Source organism: Streptococcus anginosus (assembly GCF_001697145.1).
Classification (GTDB): domain Bacteria; phylum Bacillota; class Bacilli; order Lactobacillales; family Streptococcaceae; genus Streptococcus; species Streptococcus hominis.
Map to the genome: position 1 here is coordinate 609,535 of NZ_CP012719.1, position 18,925 is coordinate 628,459.

The 18,925-nt window shown below is 38.7% G+C and carries 14 protein-coding genes and 1 other annotated feature (1 of these 15 cut by a window edge); of the genes, 12 read left to right on the forward strand and 2 right to left on the reverse strand.

Annotation, left to right across the window (positions count from 1 at the left end):
- Positions 1 to 24 precede the first annotated feature (24 nt).
- The 6 genes from SanJ4206_RS03025 (at position 25) to SanJ4206_RS03050 (ending at position 7,707) form a co-directional block, all read left to right on the forward strand.
- A complete protein-coding gene (locus SanJ4206_RS03025) occupies positions 25 to 1,257 on the forward strand; it encodes an FtsW/RodA/SpoVE family cell cycle protein (RefSeq protein WP_022525357.1) in 1,233 nt (410 codons plus the stop codon).
- Between the two features lie 12 nt (positions 1,258 to 1,269).
- Positions 1,270 to 1,818: a DJ-1 family glyoxalase III gene (locus SanJ4206_RS03030; protein WP_003028095.1), complete on the forward strand. Its 549-nt coding sequence runs from the start codon at positions 1,270 to 1,272 to the stop codon at positions 1,816 to 1,818.
- 128 nt (positions 1,819 to 1,946) lie between these two features.
- Positions 1,947 to 2,510: an HAD-IA family hydrolase gene (locus tag SanJ4206_RS03035; RefSeq protein WP_003039960.1), complete on the forward strand. Its 564-nt coding sequence runs from the start codon at positions 1,947 to 1,949 to the stop codon at positions 2,508 to 2,510.
- A gap of 12 nt (positions 2,511 to 2,522) precedes the next feature.
- On the forward strand, positions 2,523 to 4,469 hold the full coding sequence (gene gyrB, locus SanJ4206_RS03040; RefSeq protein ID WP_003025329.1) for a DNA topoisomerase (ATP-hydrolyzing) subunit B: 1,947 nt from the start codon (positions 2,523 to 2,525) through the stop codon (positions 4,467 to 4,469).
- An 87-nt stretch (positions 4,470 to 4,556) separates the two neighbouring features.
- A complete protein-coding gene (gene ezrA / locus SanJ4206_RS03045; protein WP_003028089.1) occupies positions 4,557 to 6,281 on the forward strand; it encodes a septation ring formation regulator EzrA in 1,725 nt (574 codons plus the stop codon).
- Between the two features lie 86 nt (positions 6,282 to 6,367).
- Positions 6,368 to 7,707, forward strand: a protein-coding gene (locus SanJ4206_RS03050; RefSeq protein ID WP_115233514.1) for an IS3 family transposase whose coding sequence is annotated in 2 segments (ribosomal slippage) — positions 6,368 to 6,800 and positions 6,800 to 7,707 — 1,341 coding nt in all. Because the reading frame shifts where the segments join, the coding sequence is not laid out codon by codon here.
- Between the two features lie 223 nt (positions 7,708 to 7,930).
- Here SanJ4206_RS03050 and SanJ4206_RS03055 read toward each other — a convergent pair.
- The gene (locus SanJ4206_RS03055) at positions 7,931 to 8,944 is read right to left on the reverse strand and encodes a lactonase family protein (protein ID WP_022525451.1); all 1,014 of its coding nucleotides are present in this window, start codon (positions 8,942 to 8,944) and stop codon (positions 7,931 to 7,933) included.
- Between the two features lie 352 nt (positions 8,945 to 9,296).
- Here SanJ4206_RS03055 and SanJ4206_RS03065 point away from each other — a divergent pair, with 352 nt between their 5' ends.
- The 6 genes from SanJ4206_RS03065 (at position 9,297) to budA (ending at position 16,429) form a co-directional block, all read left to right on the forward strand.
- Positions 9,297 to 9,953 carry a response regulator transcription factor gene (locus SanJ4206_RS03065; protein WP_003028031.1) on the forward strand — a complete coding sequence of 219 codons (657 nt, stop codon included), beginning with the start codon at positions 9,297 to 9,299 and terminating at the stop codon, positions 9,951 to 9,953.
- Positions 9,950 to 11,326 (forward strand): sensor histidine kinase, encoded by a 1,377-nt coding sequence (locus tag SanJ4206_RS03070; protein WP_003028032.1) that lies wholly within the window; start codon positions 9,950 to 9,952, stop codon positions 11,324 to 11,326. Before SanJ4206_RS03065 ends, SanJ4206_RS03070 begins: the two co-directional genes overlap by 4 nt.
- 149 nt (positions 11,327 to 11,475) lie before the next feature.
- The gene (locus SanJ4206_RS03075) at positions 11,476 to 12,654 is read left to right on the forward strand and encodes an AI-2E family transporter (protein ID WP_003028033.1); all 1,179 of its coding nucleotides are present in this window, start codon (positions 11,476 to 11,478) and stop codon (positions 12,652 to 12,654) included.
- The gene (locus tag SanJ4206_RS03080) at positions 12,641 to 13,870 is read left to right on the forward strand and encodes a tetratricopeptide repeat protein (RefSeq protein ID WP_037582577.1); all 1,230 of its coding nucleotides are present in this window, start codon (positions 12,641 to 12,643) and stop codon (positions 13,868 to 13,870) included. The genes SanJ4206_RS03075 and SanJ4206_RS03080 overlap by 14 nt, the downstream gene beginning before the upstream one ends.
- Positions 13,871 to 13,952: 82 nt before the next feature.
- Positions 13,953 to 15,617, forward strand: coding sequence for an acetolactate synthase AlsS (alsS, locus tag SanJ4206_RS03085; protein ID WP_003028036.1), 1,665 nt, complete (start codon positions 13,953 to 13,955; stop codon positions 15,615 to 15,617).
- A 92-nt stretch (positions 15,618 to 15,709) separates the two neighbouring features.
- The gene (gene budA / locus SanJ4206_RS03090) at positions 15,710 to 16,429 is read left to right on the forward strand and encodes an acetolactate decarboxylase (protein WP_003028037.1); all 720 of its coding nucleotides are present in this window, start codon (positions 15,710 to 15,712) and stop codon (positions 16,427 to 16,429) included.
- A 541-nt stretch (positions 16,430 to 16,970) separates the two neighbouring features.
- Here budA and fbp62 read toward each other — a convergent pair.
- Positions 16,971 to 18,620 carry an Rqc2 family fibronectin-binding protein Fbp62 gene (gene fbp62, locus SanJ4206_RS03095; protein WP_022525450.1) on the reverse strand — a complete coding sequence of 550 codons (1,650 nt, stop codon included), beginning with the start codon at positions 18,618 to 18,620 and terminating at the stop codon, positions 16,971 to 16,973.
- 118 nt (positions 18,621 to 18,738) lie between these two features.
- Positions 18,739 to 18,925: a binding site (T-box leader), on the forward strand (it continues 50 nt past the right edge of the window).

Genomic DNA, 18,925 nt, shown 5'->3' on the forward strand with positions numbered 1-18,925 from the left:
TTTATTACGTATGTTGGAGGAGATATGCCTTATCAAAAACGCTCGATTGATTCACGAGTGGACTATAGTTTAATATTACCGGTATTTTGTTTGCTTTTTATTGGTGTTGTAGCCATTTATATCGCTGTTAGTCATGATTATCCAAAAAATGTTTGGCCAATTGTAGGGCAGCAGATTGCCTGGATTGCTCTAGGGACAGTTATCAGTCTGGTTATCATGCTATTCAATACAAAATTTCTTTGGCAAATCACGCCATACTTATATGTGTTCGGATTGGCATTGATGGTGCTACCACTTATTTTTTATAGTTCAGAATTAGTCGCTTCAACAGGAGCAAAAAACTGGGTGACTATAGGACATGTGACCTTGTTTCAACCATCTGAATTTATGAAAATTTCTTATATTCTGATGTTGTCACGAGTTGTTGTCAATTTTTTACAGCGCCATAAAGATAGAGAGCGAACAATTCAATTAGACTTTTTTCTGATTTTTGAATTAGCACTTTATACCTTGCCTGTCCTGATTTTGTTGGCATTGCAGAGTGACCTAGGGACAGCTTTAGTTTTTATTGCAATCTTTTCAGGAATTGTCCTCTTATCAGGTGTGTCTTGGAAAATCATTGTACCAGTTGTTTTGACCGTTCTGATTGTAGGCGGTGGCTTTTTACTTATCTTCATTTCAAAAGACGGGCGAGCTTTTTTGCACCAAATTGGGATGCCAACTTATCAGATTAATCGAATTTTGGCTTGGCTGAACCCATTTGACTATGCCCAAACAACCACTTATCAACAGGCACAAGGTCAAATAGCAATTGGTAGCGGTGGTCTCTGGGGACAAGGGTTTAATGTATCCAATCTATTGGTGCCTGTACGTGAAAGTGATATGATTTTTACTGTCATTGCAGAGGATTTTGGTTTTGTCGGTGCAACGGTTGTGATTGCCTTGTATCTGCTCTTGATTTATCGCATGCTAAAAATTACGCTGAAATCAAATAATCAATTTTATACATATATTTCAACCGGTTTCATCATGATGCTGCTCTTTCATATTTTTGAAAATATCGGAGCAGTAACAGGGATTTTGCCTTTGACAGGGATTCCGCTTCCATTCATTTCTCAAGGTGGATCTTCCATTATTAGTAATTTAATCGGGGTCGGGCTCTTACTTTCAATGAGTTATCAAAATAATCTCACAGATGAAAAAAAGATACGCTATCCTCAAAGACGTAAAAAAGTGGTTTTAAAACGATTAAAATAAAGGAGAAGAAAAATGACAAAAGTAGCTGTTATGTTAGCCAATGGCTTTGAAGAAATTGAAGCATTGACGGTTGTGGATGTTCTTCGCCGTGCAGGAATCCTATGTGACATGATTGGATTTGAAAAAGCGGTAACAGGTTCTCATGGTATTTCAGTTCAAGCAGATAAGGTTTGGGCTGGAAAGTTAGAGGATTATGACTTAGTGGTACTGCCGGGAGGAATGCCTGGTGCGACAAATTTGCGAGATGATGATCGTTTGATGTCAGCTCTACAAAAGATGCAGGAAGAAGGCAAGTGGATAGCTGCCATTTGCGCAGCACCGATTGCACTCAATCGTGCAGGTATTTTAAAGGACAAACAGTTTACCTGTTACGATGGTATCGAGTCAGATATTGATTCTGGCATTTATATCAAGCAAACCGTCGTTGTTGACGGGAAAGTGATTACTAGCCGAGGACCTGCAACTGCTCTAGCTTTTGCTTATGAGTTGGTTCATCAGTTAGGCGGAGACAGTGAGCAGCTTGCAACGGCGATGCTTTACAATGATGTTTACGGTGATTGATTGTCTATGATACTAAAACTTATTTGGAATGATCCAAGTAAGTTTTTTTATGAAAATTCATGTCTAAAATAGGCTTTCCTATCTGTTTTAACAGCAATTTTTTACAAAAATATGTTATAATAAAAAGTATGGATTATCAAGATTATATTTGGGATTTAGGAGGGACTCTCCTCAATAATTACGAGACGTCAACGGCTGCATTTGTAGAAACGTTAGCTGGTTTTGGGATTCAAGCTAATCATGATGATGTTTATAAAGCGCTGAAGATTTCCACTCCCTATGCAGTTGCTCAATTTGCGCCCAACATTCCTGCATTTTTACAAACTTATAAAGTGAATGAAGCAAGAGAGTTAGCTCATCCAGTATTATTTGAAGGTGCTGCAGATTTGCTCAAGAATATCGTTGCACAAGGAGGGCGTAATTTTCTGATTTCTCATCGGAATGATCAGGTTTTAGAGATTCTTGATAAAACAGGGATTTCAGGCTACTTTACAGAAGTGGTGACTTCTAATCGTGGTTTTAAGAGAAAGCCAAATCCTGAGTCAATGCTTTATTTAAAAGATAAGTATCAGATTGAGAATGGGTTAGTCATCGGAGATCGTTCAATTGACACAGAAGCGGGTCAATCAGCTGGCTTTGCAACTTATCTCTTTGATGATATGGAAAATCTCAAGAAATTTATAAAAATATAGAAAAGGAATCGTATGTCAGAAGAAAATAAAGAACTGCAAGCACAAGATTATGATGCCAGTCAAATTCAGGTTTTAGAAGGTTTGGAAGCTGTCCGAATGCGTCCAGGGATGTATATTGGCTCAACTTCAAAAGAAGGACTGCATCATCTTGTTTGGGAAATTGTAGATAACTCAATTGATGAGGCGCTAGCTGGTTTTGCAACACATATTCAAGTATTTATTGAGAAAGACAATTCGATTACCGTTGTTGATGACGGTCGTGGAATCCCTGTAGATATTCAAGAAAAAACAGGTCGTCCTGCGGTAGAAACTGTCTTTACCATTCTTCATGCTGGAGGAAAATTCGGCGGTGGCGGGTACAAGGTATCTGGAGGATTGCATGGTGTCGGATCTTCCGTGGTTAATGCTCTTTCTACTCAACTTGATGTTCGGGTTTACAAGAACGGTCAGATTCATTTTCAAGAATACCGTCGCGGGCACGTCGTAGCGGATCTGGAGATTATCGGCGAGACTGATCGCACAGGAACAACTGTTCATTTTACACCAGACCCAGAAATCTTCACAGAAACGGTTGAATTTGATTTTGAAAAATTAAATAAACGGGTGCAAGAACTAGCATTTTTGAATCGTGGCCTGCGAATTTCTATTACCGATAAACGGGAAGGTTTGGAGCAAACAAAAGATTACCATTATGAGGGTGGGATTGCTAGCTACGTCCAGTATATCAATGAAAATAAAGATGTTATCTTTGAAAATCCGATTTATACAGACGGAGAAATGGATGATATTACTGTTGAAGTAGCTATGCAGTATACAACAGGCTATCACGAAACTGTCATGAGTTTTGCAAATAATATCCACACTCATGAAGGTGGGACGCATGAACAAGGTTTTCGTACAGCGCTCACACGTGTCATCAATGACTATGCCAAGAAAAATAAGCTTCTGAAAGAAAATGAAGACAACCTGACTGGTGAAGATGTCCGTGAAGGATTAACAGCTGTTATCTCTGTAAAACATCCTAACCCACAGTTTGAAGGACAAACAAAGACGAAACTTGGAAATAGTGAAGTTGTTAAAATTACTAATCGTCTCTTTAGCGAAGCTTTCTCAGATTTCCTTTTGGAAAATCCTGCGGTTGCTAAGAAGATAGTAGAAAAGGGAATTTTGGCGTCCAAGGCTCGGATTGCAGCCAAGCGTGCACGTGAAGTGACTCGCAAGAAATCAGGTCTTGAAATTTCAAACTTACCAGGTAAATTGGCAGATTGCTCCTCTAATGATCCACACGAAACAGAATTGTTTATCGTGGAAGGAGATTCAGCTGGTGGTTCAGCCAAGTCTGGTCGAAATCGGGAGTTTCAGGCTATTTTGCCAATTCGCGGTAAGATTTTAAATGTTGAAAAAGCTAGCATGGATAAAATTTTAGCCAATGAAGAAATTCGTAGTCTCTTTACCGCAATGGGAACAGGCTTTGGAGCGGATTTTGATGTGAGCAAAGCTCGTTATCAAAAATTAGTCATTATGACCGATGCCGATGTTGATGGTGCGCATATCCGAACCCTTCTTTTGACGTTGATTTATCGTTATATGAAGCCTGTTTTGGAAGCAGGTTATGTCTATATTGCTCAACCGCCTATTTATGGTGTGAAAGTCGGCAGTGAAGTGAAAGAATACATCCAGCCCGGAGCCAATCAAGAAGAAGAGCTACAGTTGGCATTGGAGCGTTATTCTGAAGGGCGTTCTAAACCAAGTATTCAACGTTACAAAGGCTTGGGAGAAATGGACGACCACCAACTTTGGGAAACAACGATGAACCCAGAACATCGCTTAATGGCGCGTGTCTCAGTCGATGATGCAGCAGAAGCGGACAAGATTTTTGATATGCTAATGGGTGACCGTGTAGAACCTCGTCGTGAATTTATCGAAGAGAACGCCGTATATAGTACATTGGACGTTTAAAAAAATCTGAAAAAATTCACATTTACCAAGAAAATTATGATATAATAATCATGATTATTTTCAAGTAATATTTTGAAGGAGTTTTACATGTCTAACGGACTAATCGTACTAATTATAGTGATAGCAGTTCTCTTGATTGTTGCTTACATAACTGCTGTCTTATTAAGAAAAAGAAATGATGCCTTGCTTGCTAAGTTAGAAGATCGCAAAGAAGAACTTTATAATCTTCCTGTAAACGATGAAGTCGAAGCGGTTAAAAACATGCATTTGATTGGACAAAGTCAAGTGGCTTTTCGTGAATGGAATCAAAAATGGGTTGACCTTTCTTTAAATTCTTTTGCAGACATCGAAAATAACCTCTTTGAAACGGAAGGTTACAATAATTCGTTTCGGTTTCTAAAAGCAAAGCATGGTATTGATAAAATTGAGAGCCAAATTGACTTGATTGAAGAAGATATTACTGCTATTCGCAATGCACTTGCTGAATTAGAAAAGCAAGAGTCTAAAAATAGCGGTCGTGTCTTGCATGCTTTGGATTTATTTGAAAAGTTGCAAGTGTCTGTGGCAAATGATACAGAAAGTTATGGCTCAGCGCTTCCTGAGATCGAAAAGCAATTAGAAAAAATTCAATCTGAATTCTCTCAATTTGTAACTTTAAACTCATCAGGCGATCCTGTTGAAGCAGCGGAAATTTTGGATAAAACAGAAGATCACATCCTTGCTTTAACGCATATTGTTGAAAAAATCCCAGAGCTTGTATCAGAATTAGATCAAAAGTTACCAGAACAGTTGGAAGATTTGGAGTCTGGTCATCGCAAATTGCTAGAATCTGGTTATCATTTTATTGAAACTGATATTGAATCTCGCTTCCAACAGCTGCATACTAGTTTGAAACGCAACAGTGAAAACATTGCCAGTTTAGAATTGGACAATGCACAATATGAAAATACGCAAATCCAAGAAGAAATGGATGCTTTATATGACATGTTTAATCGTGAAATCAAGTCACATAAAGTAGTTGTCAAATTAGTTAATAGTTTACCAGGTTATTTAGGTCATACAAAAGAAAACAATCAAAATCTTTTGACAGAGATTGCCCGCCTTTCAAAATTGTATCTCTTGACAGAAAGCGATACGAATCATGTTCGTCGACTTCAAAGTGAACTTTCTAGCTTAGATGATGTTGTTTTAGAAGCGATTGAAGATTCTTCAGAAAGAAAACAAGCTTATTCTGTTCTTCAAGAAAATCTTGAAACCATTCAAAAACGTGTGAAAGAAATTGAAGATGAGCAGTTAGTGTTGAGTGAAAAATTGGCTAAAATTGAAAAAGATGATGCCAATGCTCGACAAAAAGTTAACATTTATATCAACAAATTGCATACGATTAAGCGTTATATGGAAAAACGCAATTTGCCGGGTATTCCACGGAGCTTCCTGACCACTTTCTTTACTGCAAGTGATAACACAGAAGCTTTAGTAGCAGAATTGGAACAGTATCGTGTCAATATTGAATCAGTAAATCGTATGTTAGAGATTTTGACAAATGATATGAATGAACTGGAAAATGAGACTTACCGGATTGTTGAAAATGCCACTTTGACAGAGCAGTTGTTACAATATTCAAATCGCTATCGTTCATTTGATGAAGGAGTTCAAACTGCCTTCAACCGTGCACTAGAGATTTTTGAAAATGACTTTGATTATCAAGCATCGTTTGAGGAGATCTCGCAAGCATTGGATGTAGTAGAACCTGGTGTAACCAATCGTTTTGTTACATCGTATGAAAAAACGCGAGAAAATATCCGATTTTAAATTAAAACAATAAAGAGACAAGGTTTCATTGAACTGGACCCCAAAAGTTAGACAGAAAAAAATCTAACTTTTGGGGTGTTTTTATTATGAAATTAACTTATAAAGATAAAGTTCAGATCTATGAACTTAGAAAACAAGGGCGCAGCTTCAAAGAGCTTTCAAATATATTTGGGATAAAAATTACCAATCTTCAGTACATGATTAAATTGATTGATCGTTATGGAATGGAAATCGTCAAAAAAGGAAAGAATTGTTACTATTCACCTGAACTAAAACAAGAGATCATTGATGAAGTTCTACTTGAAGGTCGTTCACAAATAAGGGTCTCTCTAGATTATGCTCTTCCAAGTGTTGGAATGTTGCCTAATTGGATAGCACAATATAAGAAAAACGGGTATATTATTGTTGAGAAAACAAGAGGGAGACCGCCTAAAATGGGACGTAAACCAAAGAAGAAACCCGAAGAGATGACAGAGCTAGAGCGACTTCAGGAAGAATTAGACTATTTAAGAGCGGAGAATGCCATTCTAAAAAAGTTGAGAGAACTCCGATTGAGGGACGAAAAGGATCAAGAAGAAAAGCAGAAATTGTTCAAGGATTAGTGACAGAGTTTGCCTTAGAGATTCTTCTAAAGATTATTAAGCTAGCTCGTTCAACCTATTATTACCAGCTAAAGCAACTAGATAAAAGCGATAAAAATCATGATATTAAAGCTGAAATTCAAGCTATTTTTACTGAGCATAAAGGAAATTATGGTTATCGCCGAATAACACTCGAATTAAGGAATCGTGGTTTTGTAGTGAACCATAAAAAGGTCCAACGTCTGATGAAGGCTCTTGGTTTAAGTGCTCGAATTCGTCGTAAACGTAAGTATTCTTCCTATCAAGGAGAAGTTGGCAAGAAAGCAGATAACCTTATTCAACGCCAGTTTGAAGCATCCAAACCAATGAAAAAGTGCTACACAGATGTGACAGAGTTTGCCATTCCAGCAAGCAGTCAAAAGCTCTACTTATCGCCAATCTTAGATGGCTTTAATATCGCCTATAATCTTTCTACGTCACCGAATTTGATACAAGTGAAAGATATGCTAGAACAAGCCTTCACAGAGGAACATTACGAGAATACCATTCTTCATAGTGATCAAGGATGGCAGTATCAACATCAGTATTATCATCGTTTTTTAGAGGATAAAGGAATCCAACCGTCCATGTCACGTAAAGGAAACAGTCCAGATAACGGTATGATGGAGTCCTTCTTTGGTATTCTTAAGTCTGAGATGTTTTATGGTTATGAGAAGACGTTTCACTCACTTGAGCAATTGGAACAAGCTATTGTAGACTATATTGATTATTACAACAACAAACGGATTAAGGTAAAACTAAAAGGACTTAGCCCTGTGCAATACAGAACTAAATCCTTTGGATAAATTAATTGTCTAACTTTTCGGGGTCAGTACACATTCCCTTGCCTCTTTTTATTATGTTCTTTTCGTCAGTATCGTGATGTTCGGTATAAAATTGGCGACTAAAGCAAGACGGTCGTGCTCCCTAATACAATTACTTGCAAACGAATAGAATCTGGGAAGATGACATATAAGACAACAAAAAATCCCAACCATAGGCGATTGGGATTAGTCTCTTAAGAAGAGATTAATGAGTAAAAGCAACACAAACACCTTCTGGAACAAAGAAATCATGTGATAATTCTGTTAATTTTCCTGTTTCTGGGTCACGTTTGAAGACAGTCGCATTGTCTGAGTCTTGATGGGCTGCGATAATATACTGTTGATCTGGTGTAATATTAAAATCACGTGGATTTTTTCCATTAGTTGGTACGAATTCTACAAGTTCAAGTGTTCCATCTCCTGCTACTTTGTAAACAGCGATTGAATTATGTCCGCGGTTGGAGCCATAAAGGAAGCGACCGTCAGCAGATAGGCGAATAGCAGCTGTTCCATTAAATTCTGAAAAGTCTTCTGGTAAAGTGGAGATGGTTTGCAGGCGTTCAAATTGACCATCTCCATCGTAAATTAAAACTTCAATAGTAGAGTTTAATTCACAAATAAGATAAGCAATTTTGTAGTGAGGGTGGAACACAATATGACGTGGACCAGCGCCAGATGTCGCATGATAAGTTTCTAATCGATTTAGGTGTCCATAATCACTAATTTCATATGTCACAACTTCATCAGTTCCTAAATCACACGTAACCAGATACTTATCGGGTGTTAAATCTGCAAAATGCACATGAGCAGCAGCTTGGTTTTCATGAGGACCGTAGCCGATATGAACATCAGAATCAACTAATTTAAGGCTACCATTTTCTTGTCGTCTATAAACTAATACTTGTCCTTTATGGTAGTTTGCCCCGTAGACAAGGCTTCTTGCTTCATCTACACTCACATAGCATAGAGGAGCACCTTCGGCCACAACGTGATTGAGTAACTGTCCCGCTTTATTAAAGGCTGCAATGCCTCCCTCACCGTGTTCAGTTCCGACAGAATACAGGTTCTGTTGCTTGTCAAAAGCTAAATAAGTAGGATTTGGCTCTTTTGCAATAAGTGTTAAATTTGCCAGTTCTCCTGTGCTAGTATCAAAATCAGCTTTGTAAATTCCTTCTGAGCTACGACGTGTATAAGTTCCAAAATAAACTGTTTGTGTCATCATTCACCTCGAAATATTTGATACTTTTATTATAACACAAAAATAGATGAAATGGTTTTCACAAATGAAAGCCGCTGTCAGTTTTATGATGAAAAAATAGATAAAAAATAGATTCGAGATAGGATGGGAACAGATGACTTTGATACAATGAAAATAGATTTGCGGGTGGTGGCGCTAACAATCAAGGTTGTCTGTTTGACTTCTGAAAAATGTTTAGTTTTTTGGGAAGAAAGTTTTTATCCTGCATCACGGTTCAATCTTTGTAAGTTCACTATTTTGTTGTATAATAAAAGTAATCTTTACATTGATTAGCAGTCATTTAATTTTATATCTATATTTTAAGGAGTAAGAAATGCATAAGATTTTAGTAGTAGAAGATGACACTACGATTAATCAAGTGATTTGTGAATTTTTGAAAGAAAATCATTATGAGGTGACACCAGTTTTTGACGGGGCAGAAGCCCTACGTGAATTTGAGGAAAAATCGTTTGACCTCATCATTTTGGACGTTATGTTGCCCTCTATGAGCGGTCTGGATGTGTTGAAGGAAATCCGAAAGACGTCGCAGGTACCAGTTATGATGTTAACTGCACTAGATGATGAATATACTCAGCTGGTCAGCTTTAATCACCTTATCAGTGATTATGTTACCAAACCATTTTCGCCACTTATTTTGATGAAACGCATTGAAAATATTTTCCGGAGTACTGTGACAGAATCAGAGATTGTCATTGGAGACTTACGTGTTTCAATTGACGATTGTACAGTTTATTGGCAAGAAGAGAAAATGTCTCCTACTAAAAAAGAATATGAAATTATCCAAGCTTTAGCTAAAAGAAAAAATCATTTGGTGACGCGGGATCAATTAATGAATACAATTTGGGGTTATAGCGAACTGGATAGTCGTGTTTTGGATAACCATGTAAAAAATATTCGGAAAAAAATTCCTGGAATACCTCTTAAAACGATTACTGGTATGGGTTATCAACTTGGAGGAGAAGAAGAGTGAGAATTGCTAAAAAGCATTTTCTTTTGACAGGAACAATAATTTTTATTGTCGTGACAACGGTTTTAACAACACTCTATTTTGTGATGCCTGTTTATTATGAGCAAGTCAAGCATCGAGAAGCTAAAAGTGAGTTCTTTCAGATTGCTCAGCAAGTTCAAGGAAAACCGTCAGATGATATAGGAAAGCTTTTAAGTGACTACAATCGAAAGAATACACGCGTCTGGTTTAGTATATTAGATGCGAAAGGAAAACTTATTTATCCACATATTGATTTAGCTAATGAAAAGGGAGAATTCCAATTAACAATTTTACCTTCTGACATGAGTTTGAATAATCAAACTAAAAGTATGAGCAAGAAGATAAGAACGGCAGAAGGGACCACATTGACCTTACGTGGGGAATATTCGCTCCAACCAATATCGGATGCTACTTACGTGTTGTTAAGTCTTTATCCTTATATCTTATTCTTTTCGTTAACGTTAGGTGGTATAGTGGCTTTTCTTTATAGTCGATTTGCAACCAAACGCATTACAGATATTTCAGAGAGCACGCGAAAAATGGCAACTCTTTCTCCAGATGTGGCTTGTCCTGTCAAAGGGCGGGATGAAATTTCCACACTCGCTCAAGATATTAACAGTCTGTATAATAATCTTTTGACAAGTATTGAAGCGCTGCGATTGGAAAATGAGAAGGTTGCTGAAAGTGAACGGGAGAAAGCAGAATTTCTACGGATGACTTCTCATGAGCTGAAAACGCCGATTACCAGCATGATGGGAATTGTGGATGGTATGATTTATGGTGTTGGTGACTTCAAAGATAAAGATAAATACCTACATAAATGTCGTGAAATTTTGGAAGAGCAATCAAAACTTGTACAGTCTATCTTGGCAATTTCTAAAATTGAAATGCGGATAGAAGCGGAAGAGGAAGAATTTTCACTTAATCAGCTCTTGGAGGAAAACTTGAGCAGCTATAAGATGTTAGCTGATGTGAAAGGCTATCAATTTACTGTACAGTTAGAAGAGCTTCAAGTGCATGGCAACAAGACTTATTTGCTGAAAGCTATTAAAAATTTACTAGATAATGCTTTCCATTATACATTAGCCGGTGGAGAGATTCTTTTAATGATTAAAGACAATCGGTTAATCATTGAAAATGATGCGGAACATGTGTTGGATGAACAGCAAATCCAGCAAATATTTCAGCCATTTTATCGTCCGGATTACAGTCGTAACCGCAAAGATGGTGGAACAGGTCTGGGACTCTTTATCGTGCAACAGATTTTGGAAAATCATCATTTGCACTATCTCTTTGAAGCTGTTGATGACAAACGAATGCGGTTTACAATTTTTTTCTCAGATAAAGAAAGTTAAAAGTGGGAATCCGTTCATGAATTGAATGGATGACCGCTTTTTGTGTTTGACTCGAGCGTAAGAAGGAAATTCATAAAGGACTACCCTTTCTTCAAGAATTTTTTAGTGAAAAATGCTACAATGAGATAAATAAAGAAAAGGATGTCTGTATGGAACACAAAAAGAAGGATTTCAGCCTATCATGGTTTTTTCGGTGGTTTTTAGACAATAAAGCAATTACTGTTTTTTTGGTGACCTTATTGTTGGGGTTGAATATTTTTGTATTAAACAAAATTAGTTTCATTTTCATTCCTGTTTTAGAATTTATTGGGGTTATTATGCTGCCAGTTATTTTAGCAGGACTTTTGTATTATTTATTAAATCCGATTGTGGATTGGATGGAAAAACATAAAGTCAATCGTTTAGTTGCGATTACGATTGTTTTTATTTTGATTGCATTGCTTTTGATTTGGGGATTGGCTGTGGCAATTCCAAGTTTGCAGCATCAGATAGTCAGCTTTGTCAAGAATTTACCAGCCAATTTGAAAAAATCAAATAAAATTATTCAAGATTTTTTGGAAAATCGTATTTCTGATGATGTCAAACCTCAATTGGAAGAAATTGCGAATAATTTTTCAGATCAAGTGACAGCTTGGGCGAGTAATTTCTCATCTAAAGCTGTGAACTGGGTTAGTACATTAATTAGTACAGCTTCGCAAGTGATTGTAGCCATTATTATCATGCCTTTTATCCTTTTTTACCTTTTACGAGATGGGAAAAATTTGAAATCTTATTTGACAAAATTCATGCCAACTAAGTTTCGTGAACCTGTTGGGCAAATTTTGACAGACGTCAATACACAGCTTGCTAATTATGTTCGTGGTCAGGTGACTGTTGCTATCATTGTAGCGATTATGTTTATCCTTTTCTTTAAGATAATAGGACTTCGTTATGCAGTGACGCTTGGAGTAACTGCAGGGATTTTAAATTTGGTTCCCTACTTAGGAAGTTTTCTCGCGATGTTACCGGCTCTTGTCTTAGGTTTGATTGCTGGACCAATTATGCTCTTGAAAGTCATTGTTGTCTTTATTGTAGAGCAAACGATTGAAGGGCGATTTGTGTCGCCATTAATTCTCGGTAGCCAATTGAACATTCATCCGATCAATGTTCTTTTTGTCCTCTTGACAGCTGGTTCTATGTTTGGTATCTGGGGCGTTTTGCTGGGAATTCCCGTTTATGCGTCTGCAAAAGTTGTGATTGCTGCTATTTTTAAATGGTATAAAAAAGTTAGCGGTTTGTACGAAGAAGAATTAGTAGATGAAACAGGAGAAGAAATTGAACAACAGTGAGAAAATGATTGCTTCTTTGCAAAAGCAGAATTTGGCACATGCCAATAAATATTTTGAAAGAGCTCTAACAAATGATACAGAAGAAGAATTACTTGAATTAGCCGACTACTTAGAAAGTATCGGCTTTTTCCCTCAAGCTAAGCAAATTTATGAAAACTTAGCTCCCCACTATCCAGAATCCTATATTAGTTTAGCACAGATTGCTAGTGAAGATGGACAAGTGGAAGAGGCCTTTGCCTATCTGGAAGAAATTACTTCTGATAGTGACTGGTATGTGACAGCACTCTTGGTCAAAGCCGATTTGTACCAAATGGAAGGGTTGCCGGACGTTGCAAGAGAAAAATTAGCCGAGGCAAAGCAATTGTCTGACGAGCCGTTAGTGACTTTTGGCTTGGCTGAAATAGATTTTGAATTGGGAAACTTGAATCAGGCTATTAAAGAGTATGCTAGTTTAGACAATCGCCTGATTTATGAGCAGACGGGTGTTTCTACTTATCAGCGGATTGGCGTTTCCTATGCAAGTTTGGGGAAATTTGAAGTAGCGATTGAGTTTTTAGAAAAAGCTTTAGAGATTGAATACGATGATGCTGTAGCCTTTGAATTAGCGACTATTTTATATGACCAGAAAGAATATCAAAAAGCTAATCTATACTTTAAGCAAATTGATGCGATTTCGCCGGAATTTGAAGGTTATGAGTATGGTTATGCTTTGTCGCTTCATGCAGAACATCAGACAGAAGATGCATTGCGCCTCACGCAGCAGGGATTGTCGAAAAATCCATTTGATACACGTCTTTTGTTGCTAGCTTCGCAGCTTTCTTATGAACTTCATGATGAGCAAAAGGCAGAAGATTATCTTTTGAAAGCAAAAGATAATGCGGAAGACTTGGAAGAAATTGCATTGCGTTTGTCTAATCTTTACTTAGAGCAAGAGCGTTTTGATGAAGTTTTGAAATTTGAGGAGCAAGACATAGACAATGTACTGACTAAGTGGAATATTGCGCGTGCCTATCAGGCTTTGGAACAGACAACAGCAGCTTTGGAGCGCTATCGTCTGTTGCTCTCGGATTTAAAGGAAAATCCAGAATTTTTAGAGCAGTATATTTATCTACTTCGTGAAATGGGGGATTTTGAAGAAGCAAAACACCAAGCAGAGTATTATCTTCACTTGGTTCCAGATGATATGGAGATGCAGGAATTGTACGATAGTTTGTAAAAAGAGTAACAAGCACAATCCTATAAGACGCATGGGAATTATGATATAATGATGAGCGTGATATTCAGGAAGGACGAAGAAAATGACTGAAAAATTTGGTGCTGATCTAATTGTAGATAGTTTAATTAATCATAAAGTGGATTATGTGTTTGGGATTCCGGGTGCAAAGATTGACCGTGTGTTTGATACCTTAGAGGACAAAGGTCCACAACTGATCGTGGCTCGTCATGAACAAAATGCTGCTTTTATGGCGCAAGGAATTGGGCGGATTACAGGAGAGCCAGGTGTCGTGATTGCAACCAGTGGACCAGGTGCTTCAAACTTAGCAACGGGATTGGTTACTGCGACCGCAGAAGGGGATCCTGTACTAGCTTTAGCCGGTCAGGTCAAACGAGCTGATCTTCTCAAACGTGCACATCAGTCCATGGATAATGCTGCGCTGTTTAAGCCGATTACCAAGTATTCTGTCGAAGTGCAAGATGGCAATACTCTTTCAGAAATTATTGCCAATGCTTATCGTCATGCCAAGTCAGGAATGCCGGGGGCAAGTTTCATTTCTATTCCGCAGGATGTGGTGGATAGTCAGGTGCAAGTAAAAGCAATTAAACCGCTGACGGATCCGCAGTTGGGTTCTAGCTCAGTGGCTGACATCAACTACCTAGCGCAAGCGATTAAAAACGCTGTGTTGCCGGTTCTGCTCTTGGGAAATGGCGCTTCAAGTGCTAAAGTGACAGCTTCTATTCGTCAGTTGTTGGAGCAAGTACAGTTGCCTGTTGTGGAAACATTCCAAGGGGCTGGGATTGTGTCTCGTGAATTGGAAGAAGCTACGTTCTTTGGACGTGTCGGACTGTTTCGTAATCAACCAGGTGATATGCTCTTGAAAAAATCTGATCTAGTCATCGCTATCGGCTATGATCCGATTGAGTATGAAGCACGCAACTGGAATGCGGAAATTTCTGCCCGCGTCATCGTGATTGATGTAGAGCCAGCAGAGATTGATACTTACTTCCAACCGGAGCGTGAGCTGATTGGAGATATTGCAAATACTTTGGATTTATTGCTGCCCGCGATCAACGGTTATCAATTACCAGAAGGGTCGCGGGAATATCTGCAAGTTTTGCGAGATAAAATGGACGGTGATGTGAAATTTGACCGCAGCCAAACTGAAACAGGACGACTACACCCGCTGGATATCGTCGAAGTCTTGCAGGAAAATACGACAGATGATATGACAGTTACAGTAGATGTGGGTACGCATTATATTTGGATGGCACGTTATTTCAAGAGCTATGAACCAAGGCATCTGCTTTTTTCAAATGGGATGCAAACGTTAGGAGTGGCATTACCCTGGGCAATCTCAGCAGCCTTGGTTCGTCCCAACACAAAGATCATTTCTGTGTCTGGCGACGGTGGCTTCCTCTTTTCGGCTCAGGAGCTAGAGACAGCGGTTCGACTGCAATTGCCAATAGTTCATCTTATTTGGAATGACGGTCATTATAATATGGTAGAATTCCAAGAAGAAATGAAATATGGACGTTCATCTGGAGTGGACTTTGGAGCTGTTGATTTCGTTAAATATGCAGAGAGTTTTGGTGCGAAAGGATTCCGAGCAACCTCTCCAGCAGAATTGACACAGCTGCTGCAAAAAGCCCTAAAGGAAAGTGGACCGGTTATCATTGATGTACCAGTGGATTACAAGGGCAGCAGTACACTAGGAGAAACGATTTTACCAGATGAGTTTTATTAAAGGAGAAGTGGGAAAGAACTCGAAATTTTAAAAGGGTTCGTTTTTCCACTGTTTTTTCAAGGAAAGATAGTAAAAATTGCCTAGGAGGAGAAATGGAAAAGCTTGTAACATTATTTCACTACAATACTTTGGGGGCTTTGATGGCGGGGCTTTACAAGGGGACGATGACGATTGAAGAATTGCTTCAACATGGCGATTTAGGGATTGGTACTTTAGACTCTATTGACGGAGAGCTGATTGTGCTTGACGGCAAGGCCTATCAAGCCAAGGGGATAGGAGCAAGTCCTGAAGTGATAGAAGTTTCAACAGATAGGACGGTTCCTTATGCTGCAGTGGCTTTTCACAGAGCAGAAGCGTGTTTTCGTCAGGATGTTGAGCTGAGCGATGAAGCGTTGAAGAAGCGCATAGAAGCTAGCTATGTCGGGGAAAATCTTTTTCGCTCAATTAAGATTCATGGTGAATTTAGCAGCATGCATGTACGCATGGCTCCAAAATCCTCTTCGGGGAAGAAGTTCGTAGAAATTGCTGCTCATCAGCCTGAGTACCATGCAGAACACGTTTCAGGAACGATTGTTGGCTTTTGGACGCCGGAGCTGTTTCACGGCGTTAGCGTAGCTGGTTATCATCTTCATTTTCTATCTGATGACCACCAATTCGGTGGACATGTCATGGATTTTGTCATGAAAAATGGAGAGGTTGAAATTGGGACGATTGCGGCTTTGGAGCAGCGTTTTCCGGTTCAAGACCAAGATTTTCTCTCTGCAAAATTGAATGTAGCAGAGCTAAAAAAAGATATTGAGAAATCGGAATAAAAGGCGGTGGACAAAGTTAGAGAAAAGCTCAAATTCCATTCAAAATTCAAAAGAATGATGCCAAAAAGGCTTAAAATCGTGTTGTTAAAAGCACTGATTTTAAGCCTTTTACTGTTCTAAGAAGTTTTTTCAGTCCCTTATAATGAGAACAAGTTCGTCGCCTCGGTCGACAAAGTGAACGAGAACTGGATTAAGCTGTCGTCTCGGTCGACGGAGTGAATGAGAACTAGTTTAAGCTGTCGCCCCGGTCGAAGAAGTGAACGAGAATTGGTTTGAGCTGTCATTCACATTGACGACCTGCTTGAGAACTGATTTACTCTGTCCGAGGGTCGGACAGCTTGCTTGAAAAGAGATTTATTCCGTCTGAGGGTCGGACAGCTTGCCTGAAAAGAGATTCACTCTGTCCGAGGGTCGGACAGCTTGCCTGAAAAGAGATTCATTCCGTCCGAGGGTCGGACAGCTTACCTGAAAAGAAATTCATTTCATCCGAGGGTCGGACATATAAAAAATAGTCAGAAAAAGGTGCCAGTTAGTAGACACCTTACATCTTCATGGATTTAATTTTGACTTCATCAGGAGTAACGCGTAGGGTCTTTTGCCCTGTGTAGGTTACAAAACCAGGTTTACCACCTGTTGGCTTGTTAAGTTTTTTGACTTCAATCATATCCACCTGAACGAGATTGGACAATCTCGCCTTAGAAAAGTATGCCGCCAATTCCGCAGCATCTGTCTTGACATCATCACTTGGATGTAGGTTGTCCGTGATAACGACGTGACTGCCGGGAATATCCTTGGCATGAAACCAAAGGTCCTCTTTTTTAGCCATTTTAAAGGTCAACTCATCATTTTGTAAGTTGTTTCGACCGACCAAAATAATCGTCTTACCGTCAGTTGCCAAATATTTCTCAGGTTTCTTCCGTTTTTGGATTTTTTCACGCTGACGTCGACGAATAAAGCCTGTCTGAATCAATTCTTCTCGGATTTCTGTAATTTCTGTGAGATTAGCTTGCGACAAAGCTGTTTCTACGCTCTCCAAATATTGAATGGTTTCTTTAGTTTCTTCAATCAGTCCCGTTAAATGCTTGACTGCTTCTTTCAGCTTTTGGTATTTCTTAAAATAGCGCTGAGCATTTTGGTTAGGGGTCAAAGCTTTATCCAACACAATAGTAATTTTTTCGCTTGTGTAGTAATTGTCCAGTTCTACTTGGTCTTGATTGTTTGGAACTTGGTGCAAAAAAGTAGTGAGGAGTTCTCCTTTTTGGCGAAATTCTTCAGCATTTTCAGTCGCGACTAATTCCTGCTCTTGTTTTTTTAATTTCTTGCGGTTTTTTTCTAATTCATTCTCTACTCGATGAATCAGTTCACTGGCTTGCTGATTAACGCGATCGCGTTCCGCCTTGTCTTGATAGAAATCGTCTAGTAGCTGCGATAAGCTCGGAAATTCTTTCTGACTGTCCACAAAAAGAATGGGGGCAAAGGATTTGGTTGTCAGATGAGCTTGTGTGGGACTGGCAAAGAAAGCACGGAAGGTTTTTAGTTTCTCACTCGTTAAGCGCTGACTGAGCTCGGTCGCTGTATCGCGCCCCAAGCCTTGGAACAGCTTTTGTAAAGAACGAGCTGATAAATCCTCTGTCTGGAGAATTTCAAATAACTTTTCGTCAGAAATCGTAAACGGATTGCGACTGCCTGTTTGAGGTGGAGCGACATAGGTCGAGCCCGGCAGAATCGTGCGGTAACTATTCTGCGAGAAGCCAACATGCTTAATGGCCTCAATGATATTACTACTTGCCTTGTCCATTAAGATGATATTGCTGTGTTTACCCATGATTTCGATGACTAGAGTTGCTGCCACGCTATCTCCAATTTCATTTTTATTGGAGACAGAAATTTCTAAAATTCGATCATTCTCGATTTGTGAAATGTTTTCAATTGTAGCGCCTTGTAGATATTTTCGCATAACCATGATAAATGTGGTGGGTACTGCTGGATTTTCAAAGGCGGTACGGGTTAGTTGAATGCGACTAAAAACAGGGTGAGCAGACAAGAGCAATTTGTGATTTTGCCGATTGCTGCGGATTTGCAGCACTAATTCCTGCTCAAAAGGTTGGTTGATTTTTTGAATGCGACCATATAGCAACTGTTGCCGCAATTCCTCTGTCATGTGGTGTAAAAAAAATCCGTCAAAGGACATGGTTTTCTCTCCTTGAATGATACTAAAGAAGATTATAACAAAAAATAGCAAGAAAAGGTTGGAAAATTATTGTCAGAAAAGTTTGACAAAACACTTGACATTTGTTTCAGAAACATCTAAAATAATATCAAATTAGAAAAGTAATAAAATAGTTGTTGGCAGAGAGCTTGTGGTTGGTGAAAACAAGCAGCAGCGTTTTATGAAATTGGGCTAATGGATAGAAGTTGAATTTGAAACGATAAAAATTCGGTGAGCACACCTTACAGTGCAACTTGTTGTTAGACAAGATTGAGATGTGGGATAAG